General features: G+C 38.7%; 10 protein-coding genes. 6 read left to right on the forward strand and 4 right to left on the reverse strand.

The window, feature by feature from the left end; genetic code table 11:
* Positions 1–338: 338 nt before the first annotated feature.
* Positions 339–713 (reverse strand): DUF1823 family protein, encoded by a 375-nt coding sequence (locus tag V7K73_RS20530; RefSeq protein ID WP_334882531.1) that lies wholly within the window; start codon positions 711–713, stop codon positions 339–341.
* Between the two features lie 179 nt (positions 714–892).
* Here V7K73_RS20530 and V7K73_RS20535 point away from each other — a divergent pair, with 179 nt between their 5' ends.
* Both V7K73_RS20535 and V7K73_RS20540 read left to right on the forward strand, forming a co-directional pair.
* Positions 893–1,081 carry a hypothetical protein gene (locus V7K73_RS20535; RefSeq protein WP_334882533.1) on the forward strand — a complete coding sequence of 63 codons (189 nt, stop codon included), beginning with the start codon at positions 893–895 and terminating at the stop codon, positions 1,079–1,081.
* 58 nt (positions 1,082–1,139) lie between these two features.
* Positions 1,140–1,445 carry an acylphosphatase gene (locus tag V7K73_RS20540; protein WP_334882536.1) on the forward strand — a complete coding sequence of 102 codons (306 nt, stop codon included), beginning with the start codon at positions 1,140–1,142 and terminating at the stop codon, positions 1,443–1,445.
* 153 nt (positions 1,446–1,598) lie between these two features.
* Here V7K73_RS20540 and tmk read toward each other — a convergent pair whose 3' ends face one another.
* Entirely contained in the window at positions 1,599–2,234 is a 636-nt protein-coding gene (tmk, locus tag V7K73_RS20545; protein WP_334882538.1) for a dTMP kinase, read from the reverse strand.
* Positions 2,235–2,373: 139 nt separating this feature from the next.
* Here tmk and V7K73_RS20550 point away from each other — a divergent pair, with 139 nt between their 5' ends.
* From V7K73_RS20550 to V7K73_RS20560, 3 genes are all read left to right on the forward strand, one after another.
* On the forward strand, positions 2,374–3,513 hold the full coding sequence (locus V7K73_RS20550) for an ABC transporter substrate-binding protein (RefSeq protein ID WP_334882539.1): 1,140 nt from the start codon (positions 2,374–2,376) through the stop codon (positions 3,511–3,513).
* A 95-nt stretch (positions 3,514–3,608) separates the two neighbouring features.
* On the forward strand, positions 3,609–5,702 hold the full coding sequence (locus tag V7K73_RS20555; protein WP_334882541.1) for a hydantoinase/oxoprolinase family protein: 2,094 nt from the start codon (positions 3,609–3,611) through the stop codon (positions 5,700–5,702).
* Between the two features lie 182 nt (positions 5,703–5,884).
* Positions 5,885–7,489 (forward strand): hydantoinase B/oxoprolinase family protein, encoded by a 1,605-nt coding sequence (locus tag V7K73_RS20560; protein WP_334882543.1) that lies wholly within the window; start codon positions 5,885–5,887, stop codon positions 7,487–7,489.
* A gap of 10 nt (positions 7,490–7,499) precedes the next feature.
* On the opposite strand, the gene glpK is transcribed toward V7K73_RS20560, so the two are convergent.
* Positions 7,500–9,032, reverse strand: a complete 1,533-nt coding sequence (glpK, locus tag V7K73_RS20565) for a glycerol kinase GlpK (RefSeq protein ID WP_334882545.1) — start codon at positions 9,030–9,032, stop codon at positions 7,500–7,502.
* Positions 9,033–9,437: 405 nt separating this feature from the next.
* Positions 9,438–10,607 carry a PAS domain S-box protein gene (locus V7K73_RS20570; RefSeq protein ID WP_334882547.1) on the reverse strand — a complete coding sequence of 390 codons (1,170 nt, stop codon included), beginning with the start codon at positions 10,605–10,607 and terminating at the stop codon, positions 9,438–9,440.
* A gap of 1,647 nt (positions 10,608–12,254) precedes the next feature.
* Here V7K73_RS20570 and V7K73_RS20575 point away from each other — a divergent pair.
* Positions 12,255–12,566, forward strand: a complete 312-nt coding sequence (locus V7K73_RS20575) for a hypothetical protein (RefSeq protein WP_334882548.1) — start codon at positions 12,255–12,257, stop codon at positions 12,564–12,566.
* The last annotated feature ends 376 nt before the right edge of the window (positions 12,567–12,942 follow it).

Genomic DNA, 12,942 nt, shown 5'->3' on the forward strand with positions numbered 1-12,942 from the left:
TCTCAGTTGCACTCGATTTAATAAATCCTCAACATTTAAGAAACTGGTTTGCCAGTTGCTGCTACTGTACCTCATAACAGCCGTAAATGCTGTAACCCCAATCGCATTGCTTACCGGTTTTAGAACTGGGGGACTTAAACCCACGGAACTAGTTAAACATAAGAAAAAACCTCACCCTGAATCCCTCTCCGATGCTTTGGAGAGGGAAGCCGGAGTCAGAGTGAGGTTTTATATTTAATTTGACCCACTTACTAATATTTAAAAGTTGTTATTAAGTTATTAATTAGCAGATATTAAGTCAAAGTAAAATAGTTATTCCTAAATATCTGTTATATAAATTACTCAATGCTGTTAGTTTGTTGCAGATAGCTTAACAACCAACTTGCTGCTGTCGCCCTGCGAGTTTGGCGAGGGCCAAATTCTCCAATTTTGTAACCTTTGAAACCGAGTTTTTGTTTGAGCAATTGTTTATTTTCAACAGGAATGGAACGAGTCAACTTGACTGTTGCGGGGCGAGATTCAATAAAATCTGGTGGTTGTGGGTACTCATTTTGCCATTCTGGTGCAACTTGGCTAGTGTCCCATTGTGCAATTGATGAGTCAAAGCGATAGCCTAAATAATGCCATAGCAACTCGTTAACTGTCGCATCATCCAGTTTCTGGTCAATAATTGCCCAAATTGTTTCTGTATTGAGTGGTGGCAGGTTAGACATAAGCAATTCAAAATTCCAAGTTGAAAAACTAACTAATGATTAATTAAATTCACTACAGTTAATTAGGTATTGAAAAATACTTTATCACTACTCTGCTACACTCCCAAACATAGGAATAATTTTATTCAGGACTTACGCAAACAATAGCCGAAATCCTTATTTTCACGTAGGGGCAATTCATGAATTGCCCCAGAGCGCATGTACCTTTGGGTAAGTCCTATTATTTTTATCTACACCTGCTAGAAGATTTATCCGCCACAAGCAGAAACAACGTGATGAAGAATGAGATAATTGCGATCGCCAGTACAAACATCGCAGCAATCACGGCGATCGCGAAAACCGGGATTAATTTCGCAAGTTGGAGTTAAAAATAGCTTGTGTATACACAAACTAGGTAGACTGGAATCGTAAAGATTAGACCAGTTTATGCAGAATTCCACAGCACTGCCAAAGATCATCCGCGCCCATGTATTCATTTCTGGCCGAGTCCAAGGAGTGGGCTACCGCTATTCCACTGTGGATACAGCTAGCCAGTTGGGATTAACCGGGTGGGTGCGGAATCTCCCTGATAATCGAGTAGAGGCAGTCTTTGAAGGGGCGCGAGATGTTGTAGATGACATGGTTCGCTGGTGTCACTCTGGTCCACCTGCTGCTGTAGTTAAAGATGTTGTGGTTGAGTATGAAGAATCCCCGGAAGGGTTACGGGGATTTGAAGTTAAGCGGGGTAAATAGTTAAGTTAGTCATTAGTCATTTATAAAGGACAAATGACTAATAAAAATCAACTGCTATAGGACTGATATTTGATTTTTGAAATACACAAAGGCGTTTGCATTTACTGATGGGAATAGTTCACAAAATTTTGCCTTCAAAATTTGAGGTGATGCCTATGGTAACCCCTTCAGGTGGACGCGCAAAATTCCTTGAATTACTTGTTGTACAGCTTCTTTACTCAAGCTGCCATCTACCCGCACAATTCTTGAGGGATAGGATGTTGCTAACTCTGCGTATCCTTGCTGAACGCGCCGATGAAAAGCAATTGTTTCTTGTTCAATGCGGTCTAACCCTATTCCATCTCCCCGTTTTCTAGCTAGTCCTACTTCGACATCGATATCTAGCCAAATAGTTAAATCACTCTCTAAATCAGCAGTGGCAATATGATTAAGTTGATTGATTAAACTCATGTTAAGACCGCGACCATATCCTTGGTAAGCAATGGTAGAGTCACTGTAGCGATCGCATAAAATATATTTCCCTGCTGCTAGATTTGGTTTGAGTTCTTGTTCTACGTGTTGCGATCGATCAGCAGCATACAACAAAAGTTCTGTCACTTGTGCAACTGGTTTATCCTCTGCCTTCTCTAATAGCAAGCGGCGAAGATGTAAGCCTAACTCTGTTCCTCCTGGTTCACGAGTCACAACTACAGAAATACCCAGACTTTTCAGCCACTCAGAACAAAGCTGCATTTGGCTGGTTTTACCACAGCCTTCTACCCCTTCAAATACAATTAATTTGCCACTCATGTTTTTTTATTGTAATTGTAATTCCGCTTAACCAGCAAGCTATCTAATTGTCAACATAAATAGAAATTAGTTCGACACCCATAGAATCACCTAAGTTAAAAATTAGACTATCATTTTGAAAAAAGGATGATAGATAATTATGGTGTGTCAAAACTGTCAACAGGTTATAGAACAGCTAAATATTAATATTGACCTTTTCTTTCATAAATTAGAAACAACTTCAAATAGAAAGCAAATCAGTGAAATTGACAAGCAAATTATTTGTCAATCTCTATTAGGACACTCTCGACAAGATATAGCTAAAATATTTAATTTATCTGACCAACAAATTAGGGATAGGCTCAGTAATAATATTTATCCCAGAATAGCAGAACTAATGCAAATTGATCAAGAACAGAGAGCTGGAAAGTGGGTTAACCTGCTTAATTTCTTACTTCATCCTAATAACGGATATAAATTGCAGACTGCTCCTCAATTAAACAATGATAACTTTCAAGGTAGTTTTGGCAGACAAATTTTTCTTTATCCCCCAAATCAAGATATTGTGGAGTTACAGATACAAGGGAATAAATTTTATCAGCAAGGACTTTATTATCAAGCATTAAAGTGCTTTCTTTGGGCTTGGAAAAAAGAAATAGAAATTTATGGTATAGGGAATCCAGAAATTTTAATTTATATTAATAACTGCTTAATCGAATATAAAAAATTTCTTTTAGAAGAGAAAAAGATTCAGATTTATACTTTAGCTGTGGTTGTGCCATTTTATCATAATCAAGGTCATGTAGCATCTGAAATTTTACGAGGTATTGCTCAAATTCAACTTCAAGTAAATCTTCAAAGCTTTGATAAAATTTCACTAGAAAAAGAAATAAATTTAGATGAGATAAAACCCGATAAGTTTTTTACTCTAAATAATACAGATAGTCAAATAGTCTTCAAAATTTTAATTGTCAATGATCCTAATAATTTATATGCACCATATAGCCAAACAGCAGAGAATTTAGCCAATTTAGCGCCACAATTAAACCTGATTTCTATTATCGGTCACTATTCAAGTGAAATGACTAAGAAGGCATTACAGTTATATTCTGAAAATGGGCTAATTTTAGTAAATTCTAGCAGTACATCTAATGAACTTTCTCATTTATCTGGGGGTGAAAGCTTATCCTTTTTTAGACTGACTACTCAAGATAGCATAAATGCCACACAGTTAGCTCATTATTTGACAGAGAGATTGCCCGAAAACGATCATAAAAAAGTAGCTATTGACTATATCTAAGATTCCACATCTGTAGAAAAACATTTCACACTTGAAGTAGAAAGACTTCATAACCCATTGTTATGCTACCTGTATAGAGTTGAGGAAACAGAATTATGTTAAAGTTTTTTGCAGATCGGGGTGGTACATTCACAGATATTGTTGCTGTTACTAATAATCAAGCAATTATAGACACACTCTCAAGACATCCTGAACGTTTTTTAATTGTTTCTCTAGCTAATCAGCAATCGATCATAGTCTACAAAATACTTTCAGAAAATCCCGAACAATATGAAGATGCAGCCATTCAAGGAATTCGGGATATCATGGGTATTCCCAGGAATGAACCTATTCCTAGTGAAGCGATAGAAGTAGTAAAAATGGGGACAACAGTAGCAACAAATGCCCTGTTAGAAAGGAAAGGAGACAGGGTTGTTCTTCTGATTACCAAAGGCTTTAAAGATGCACTACGAATTGGCTACCAAAACCGTCCTAATATCTTTGCCCGTCATATCATTTTACCAACTATGCTTTATGAGCAGGTGATTGAGATTGATGAACGTTATGATGCTCATGGTAATGAATTAACCCCTGTAAATATTGAACAAGTCAAAAATGACTTAGAAGCAGTTTACAAGACAGGAATTCGGAGTTGTGCTATTGTTTTTATGCACAGCGATCGCTATCCTGAACACGAACAACAAATAGCCAAACTCGCCCAAAAAATCGGCTTTACACAAATATCTGTATCTCATCAAGTTAGTCCGTTAATGAAATTAGTCAGCCGAGGAGATACAACAGTAGTCGATGCTTATTTAACTCCGATTCTCCGTCGCTATGTCAACCAAATAGCGAGTCAGTTACCTAGAGTCAAATTAATGTTTATGAAATCTGACGGCGGTTTAGTTGCAGCCGAACAATTTCAAGGCAAAGATAGTATTTTGAGTGGACCGGCTGGAGGTATTGTCGGTGCAGTTCAAACTAGTAAAAGAGCAGGTTTTGAGTTAGTTATTACCTTTGATATGGGAGGGACAAGTACAGATGTAGCCCACTTTAAAGGGGAGTATGAACGACAACTAGATTCAGAAATTGCTGGGGCGCGGATGCGAGTTCCCGTATTAGCAATTAATACGATTGCGGCTGGAGGCGGTTCAATTCTCTTTTTTGATGGTTCTAGTTATCGTGTCGGCCCTAAATCTGCTGGTTCAAATCCTGGCCCTGCTTGTTACCGACGTGGGGGACCATTAGCGGTTACTGATGCTAATGTCATGTTAGGCAAAATCCACCCACAATATTTTCCCTCGGTTTTTGGAATTGATGGGAATTTACCTTTAGATAAAGATACTGTAATTCAGCAGTTTACACAATTAGCCCAAGATATTCAAGCCGCTACATTTAATCATTGTACTCCTGAACAAGTAGCGGCTGGATTTATTGCGATCGCAGTCGAAAATATGGCGAACGCAATAAAAAAAATTAGTTTGCAACGGGGTTATGATGTCAGCCAATATGTGCTTTGTTGTTTTGGCGGTGCAGGTGGACAAGTTGCTTGTTTAATTGCTGATACTTTGGGAATGAAAAAGATATTCCTTCACCCTTATGCTGGTGTTCTCTCTGCTTATGGAATGGGATTAGCTGATGTCCGGGCGATTAGAGAAGGAGGAGTAGAACAGCCTTTAACCCAAGCATTAATTCCTAAATTACACCAGTTAATGGAATATTTAGAAACTCTAGTTAGGAGTGAAATAAATGAAGCTAATCCTCAAACAGAAATAGTAAATAAAGTCAACTTAAAATATGAAGGAACTAACTCTACTTTAACCGTTAACTTTGGCGATGATGTGGTATTGATGCGGCAACAATTTGAGGATGAACATAAATCTCGTTATGGTTTCATTCAATTAGATAAAACTTTAATTGTCGAATCCGCGTCAGTAGAAGTAATTCACAAAATGGAGACTCCCGAAGAACCCTTAATTACTCGTACACGTTCTATAGTTGGAGCCATCGAAGCCGTTGAAACAGTAAGGATGTTTACTGCTGATAAATGGTATGATACGCCTGTTTACCGACGAGAAGATTTACAACCAGAAGATAGTATTAAGGGGCCTGCGATCGTTGTCGAAAAAATTAGCACAATTGTAGTTGAATCTAACTGGCAAGTAAGATTAACTGAAAGTAATCATTTAATTTTGCAACGTCTTGTATAAGGCTTTAAAGTTTAATTACATTAACCAAACCTACTTACTTTCTGAAAATTATTAAGTAGGTAGGCATAATTAAATATAAGATCAAACCTCACCCTCAATCCCTCTCCTTACTAAGGAGAGGGAAGCCGGAAGCAGGGTGAGGTTTTATATTTAATTTGACCCACTTAATTAGGAGATTTTCAATGTTAAACTTTTTTTCTCTTCCTTCCGAAATACGCTCTCAACCAGATCCCATCCGCTTAGAAATCTTCAAAAATCTCTATCAATTTATTGCAGAACAAATGGGAATTGTTCTCCAAAATACAGCTGCATCTGTAAATATCAAAGAAAGGCTGGATTTCTCCTGCGCTATTTTTGACTCATCTGGATTATTAGTTGCTAATGCTCCCCATATTCCTGTACATTTAGGCTCAATGAGCGAAAGTGTCCGCAGTTTAATTGACGAAAAACGCGACACCCTAAAACCAGGGAATGTATATCTATCTAATAATCCTTATAATGGCGGAACACATCTTCCTGACGTAACTGCAATTACTCCTGTTTTTCTAGAGAGTCGTGAAAATACTCCATTCCCTACTCCCCTATTTTTTGTTGCTTCTCGTGGACACCAAGCAGATATCGGTGGAATTACTCCAGGTTCAATGCCTCCGCAGAGTAAGACAGTAGAAGAGGAAGGAATTATTTTTGATAATTTTCTCTTAGTTGAAGAAGGCAATTTTCAAGAACCCGCAGTAAGACAGCACCTTTCAAATCATACTTATCCTGCTCGTAACCCTGACCAAAATATTGCTGATTTTAAAGCACAAATTGCCGCAAATGAACGGGGAGTACAAGAACTTCGTAAAATGGTTTTCCAATACGGGGTTGATACTGTTGAAGCTTACATGAAGTTTGTACAAGCTAATGCTGAGGAGTCGGTGAGAAAGGCTATAAATCTTCTCAAGGATGGATCATTTGTATATGAAATGGATAATCAGGCACGAATTCAAGTTAAAGTGACGATTCATCCAGAAAGTCGTAGTGCTACCATTGATTTTACTGGAACTTCTGAGCAATTAAATAGTAATTTTAATGCTCCTAAAGCTGTAACTCAAGCAGCAGTTTTATATGTCTTTCGGACTTTGGTTGATGATAATATTCCACTTAATGCCGGGTGTCTTAACCCTCTAGAAATTATTATTCCGGTTGGCTGTATGCTGAATCCAACTTATCCAGCAGCAGTAGTAGCGGGTAATGTCGAAACTTCTCAAACCATTGTCGATGCTTTATATGGCGCTTTGGGTATCATGGCTGCTTCTCAAGGAACGATGAATAATTTTACTTTTGGTAATGAGCAATATCAATATTATGAAACAATCTGCGGCGGTTCTGGGGCAGGAATTGATTTTGATGGAACTGATGGTGTTCATTCTCACATGACTAACTCCCGTTTGACCGATCCAGAAGTTTTAGAAACCCGTTATCCTGTACTTTTAGAAAGCTTTAATCTTCGTGCCGATAGCGGTGGAAAAGGGCAATATTCCGGTGGTAATGGAGTTGTCCGCCGCATCCGTTTTCTCGAATCGATGACAGCTAATATTCTCTCTGGCCATCGAGTTGTTCCTCCCTTTGGATTAAATGGTGGAGAAGCTGGACTTGTCGGACGCAATTGGATACAACGTCAGAATGGAATTGAAGAGAATTTAGACAGTACAGCAACAGTAGAGATGAAACCTGGGGATGTTTTTGTGATAGAAACTCCTGGAGGAGGCGGATTTGGTAAAGTCTCTTATTTGCGTAATTCGTAATTATTAGGACTTACTCCTCCCAAGCGAGAGTGCGTTTCACTGCCTTTTGCCAAGTAGGAAAGTTGGACAATGGGGCTTCGCTCCTCGGCTCAAACACACGCTCAATTTGCCGTTGCTGCACCAGTACTTGATAGCTCTCCCAAAATCCTACAGCTAAACCTGCTGCAAATGCTGCACCTTGAACAGTCGTATCGCGCATTACCGGACGTTCAACTGGAATACCTAATACATCAGCTTGGAACTGCATCAGAAAATTATTCTCGCAAGCACCACCATCTACGGTTAATCGCCCAACTGGAGTACTGCTAGATGCATTAATCGCCTGTACTACTTCTAGAACTTGATAAGCGATCGCTTCCAACACGGCGCGAACTAGATGCTCTGGTTGTACACTGGCGGTAATGCCGAAAAAGGCTCCCCTAGCGCTCATATCCCAGTAGGGTGCGCCCAGCCCACTAAATGCAGGCACAAAGTAGACTCCGCCATTATCTGTTACCTGATTTGCCATCGCTTCACTTTCGGCAGCAGTTTTAATCAGCTTCAAGCGATCGCGTAACCATTGAATACAAGCTCCACTAGTAAACATACTACCTTCTAAGGCATAGCCTACATCTAAAGTTCCCTTGGGATTTGCTTGTGTCCATGCCACCGTAGATATAAGTTGATGGTGCGATCGCACAATTTGATCGCCTGTAGGAGCCACTAAAAAGCTACCAGTCCCGTAAGTACATTTCATTAAACCGGGGCGATGTCTACGACGAGCTACGCCTACGCAGCCATGACCAAATAGAGCCGCTTGTTGATCCCCCAAGATGGCAGTAATCGGAATTTCAGCGCCCAACAAAGTAGCATCAGTAACTCCAAATACTCCTAAACTCGGCTGAATTTGGGGCAAAATATGCGCCGGGATCTGAAATAGTTTAAGTAAATTTTCATCCCACTCACAGGTTTGGAGATTCATCAACATTGTTCGGCTGGCGTTGCTGTGATCGGTAGCATGGATGCCACCTGTGAGGTTCCATAGCACCCAGGTATCAATAGTACCTGCTAAGACATTCTTCAGGTCAACATCTGTAAACTTGTCTAATAGCCACCTGAGCTTAGTAGCAGAAAAGTAGGCATCGATGATTAATCCGGTGCGATCGTAAATTTCTTGAGCGTAGCCTTGCTGTTGTAATTGGTGGCAAAGGGGAGCAGTGCGGCGATCTTGCCAGACGATCGCTCTATGCAGTGGTTTACCAGTAGTTTTGTCCCAAATCAAACAGGTTTCACGCTGCACAGTTAGTCCTAAGGCTGCGATCGCTGATGGAGCAATTTGGGCATTCTCAATTGCGGTTTGCATCACCCAACACGTATCCTGCCAAATTTCTTGAGGGTCATGTTCTAACCATCCGGGCTGAGGATAATACTGAGTTAATTCTTTATATGCCTGCCCAACAATCTTGCCGTCTGCGTTAAACACAAAGGCGCGGTTGCCTGTTGTACCTAAGTCCAGCGCTAAGATGTAGCCTGATAATGGAGTTGTGTTGCCAAGTGTGTGCATAACTGTTTTTACATGCTGCGTAGGCGATTTTAGCAATACACGTCAAATTAGATATACATTATTTTGGGTACATTTTTAAATTCTGCGATCGTGTACCCTCTTTGCAAGATAACAATGAAGTCAATTTAAATATAAAACCTCACCCTGCCTCCGGCTTCCCTCTCCAAAATATCGGAGAGGGATTGAGGGTGAGGTTTCATCTTATGAGGTTTGATCTTATATTTAACAAATGGTGGGGGTTTAAGTCCCCTGCTTCTATCAAGCAGTGCGTTTTGTGTCGGGGTCTAAATCCCCGTCACAAAACGTAATTGCGAATTGCGAATTGCGAATTGCGAATTGTTTTAATTACGCCTACCTACTTAATTAAAAAAATGTCAAATTTTCTCATGGGATACCCATAAGTAATTAATCAAAACCTCTCAATATCATGTGTTTTTTTAAGTCAAAACTGATTACACCTTCTTCTTGTAATTTGCCGATTAATCGTGTAATTGTTACCCTGGTAGTACAGCAGGCGCTAGCAATATCTTCGTGAGTAAAGCGAACACTTAGGCGAGTTCCCTCCGGCACAGTTTCACCAACTTGGTGTTTCAAAAGTTGTAATAGATGGTGTAAACGCTCTTGTACCCGTCGTCTTCCACAAATGACTAAAAAAGATTCTGTTTGGCGTAAGCGCTGATTAATTTTTGGTAAAAGGATATGGCTCAGATTGGGAGAAGCTGCTATCTCTGCTGCGTAAATTGACACCAACTCAACATCCGATAGGGCTGTGGCTTGGTAAATATTTAGAGATGTCAAACTAGAGCCAAAAACCATTTCTGCTGTTGCCAATCCTATTAAAACTTCTTCACCCGTTTCACAGTAAGTGCTAAGTTTCACCAAACCCTGACAAACATACAAAATTACTAATGGGTTAAGGGGAATAGTTTCTCCTTTAGAATATTTCTCCACGGTGCGATCGTACAAGAGGTCGCTATCGTTTTTGACAACTGGTGATCCTACTCCTTGACGTTCAGTAATATTACGTACCATCCAGCGTAGAGAGGTTGCTTGACGCTGCGGATTGCGGACAACTGCTACTGTCAAAGCTGCATCAAAAAATTCGCCATGACGTTGTTGCAAGCGGATCAATAGCTCTTTAACTCTATCTGATTCAGATAGTTCGATAAGTTCGTTACGGAGGTGCTGACGTTCTTCTAGAGGGACGAAGTTAATCATTGGTTTGCCCACCAAAAATTGCTTTGAAACATTGAGGAATTTAGCTGCGGTGAAGTTAGCTTCTTGAATGATTCCTTCTGTATTAGTCACTAAATAGGCGTCAGGCGCAAACTCGAATAATTCTTGATAGTGTTGGCGTTCTGTTTCTAAGCAATTCCGTGTTTCTATTAGTTCCTCATTTTGCTGATGGAGTTCCTCTGCTGCTAACTGCACTACCTTTGAGGTGTTAGAGAGTTCCTTAAAAGCTTGCGGTAGCAGATCCGGGGAAATCCAAGGTAATACACTAGCAGTTTGGTATAAATCTGCTAAACGATTGTGCAATGTTTCTGAGCGTTGGATAAATTTTTCTATGTTCACCTTAAATTCCCGCTACTTACTTGCAGAGTTTAAGCAAAAAATCTACTAGGTAAATTCTTGGAAAAATTGCAGCATTTCCTATTATTTATATATAAATTTAGTTTAGTTCTGAACTGCAATTATTACTCAATAGAACCTATAAGAGTACGTCTATTCTAAGTTTTCAACAATTTATGTCTCATAGGACTACAGGTGGTATAGTTTTGTAAATGACATGTATTGCATTTAACTTAGATGAGCAAAGCAAATTGAATTTAGGAAATTAAAGAGTGTCCATTGATATCTTTTGCACTTAGATGTTTTTTATAAAAAAGCTTACAGCATTTTGCTAAGTATTCTTTCTACCTTTAGTGGGAAGATTTATTAAACTCAGCTAAATACCAATGCAAAATCTGTTGACCTAAAATGAAATGATGCTAATTTGTGATTAAACTTATAAGCCAGTCACAATTATGACTAGCAGATAAATTAGATAAAACAGCACATTTAGAAAACCCTGGATCTCAACTTTAAGTTCCTATTCTTGTTTAACCCACTAAATCATTCTCCTAATGAATAATTTAGTGCTAATAATAATTGTTTCCATGATTACTTAGAATAACTGATAATCTTTTCCCCAACTTCCATCACAAGCATCAAGCCACTACTACCAAAGATACATAGTTTAAGTTAAGTTTGTTTGTGCTTTTGAATACATTTTAGTACAAAAAGATTCTCGGCTTCTTAGAAAAGCTGGAAATCTGAGCTTTTCGATTTTCACAAATCTATTAAGGAACTATTTGGCATAACCAAGAGTAAGGCTAATTGATATTAATAAGTTAAAAATATTTGTATAGCAAATCACACTACAACTTAAGCATTAAGTGAAATGGCGTAAATAATTAAAGGTTCGTAGTCAGGACTTCAGTCCTTCTTTTAAGACTCAGGACTTACGCTTTCAAGGCAGTGAAAGCCCTGATTTCCCGTAGGGGCAATTCATGAATTGCCCCTACATTTCGTACCTGATGCGTAAGTCGTAAGACTAAAGTACTTACTACAAAATCAATTATAATAATTTTACATTACTTAATATATTTAAATTTATCCGTCTCTGAAGACTGGTATCCGTCCCAGAACGCATACACATACTTTATAAAAATCATTTCATAAAAGTCAGCTTTTATTAAAACTTTATATATTGTTGGTTGTAGTTCATTAAATATGCAAGTTAATAGCTGATTTACTGAAAAGCGTCTTTTTGAAAAACTTCAGTAAAATTTCTCTTTTAATAATAATCAAATGCAACTAAATTATTAATAGTTCTGCTGGCTTAATTGATGAATCAATGTCAATTCTTTCAGGTGTATCTATTTGCAGACTATATATAAGATCGATTCCATAATTATAGAATAACTCCTCTCTTAAAAGGAGAGCAGAGTTTAGCTTTCCCCTACCTTACAGGAAAGCTAACTGAAGGGGTTAAGTTTTTGTGAGTGAATCGCTGTACTAAGCTGCCTTCAAATCTGAAGCATAGGCGACTAGTCTATTCATCTGAAAATTGCTGTAATCAGGTTTTCTGCAACGGCGGAGTGATTTATCTTAAAAAATCACAGTTTTATTTCCAACTGAGAACAAATACAACATCTTGAAGCTTTTTTGAAAATCCCCATGCGACAATATATTTTTAATCTGCTAATACTGGTATTAGGGACAAGCTCGGCTTTTATCATTACTCCATCTCAAGCTGAAACTCCGGTAAAATCCAACAGCCAAAATACTGATAATATTACTTCCATATCTTCAAATTCACCTTCGGCTATCCAATTGAGTGATTTTGCCAATTCTACTAATAGCAAACCATCTATCGTCTCTGAGGCAGCCAATAACTCTTCTGCTGCTAATGGCAATGTTGCAACTAAGCCGAAGCCACGGCTTCCTATATTCAGCAGAATTTTTCCTACACCTTCGATGCAGCAATAATCAGGGGCTAAATATTTATTTTACTTGTTTGGGCTGGTAGAGACATGAATTTATATATCATATACAAGCCTACTTAGTGAAAATACTAAGACAGTGAGAGAGATTTTAATTTTTCTCTCTCATTGGTGTGGGAGGAATATGATTTATAGCGGTTCTCGTTTGGATACAACATACTTAGACTTTTCACACTCACCGACATCTCGCCCTGAACTTTAGTTCAACGGCTCATAGCTGAACTCCACGCTTGCTGGACTGAATGATCAATTTAGTCCAGCAAGCGTGGACTTCATTTATGAGACTCGGAATTCATTCTGAGGCGGGATAGAAACGCAGTGCGAGATTTCTTAATGAAGAGAGGAATAAAAGTTTTATTCCC

It is taken from the genome of Nostoc sp. (genome assembly GCF_036916975.1).
Lineage (GTDB): Bacteria > Cyanobacteriota > Cyanobacteriia > Cyanobacteriales > Nostocaceae > Nostoc.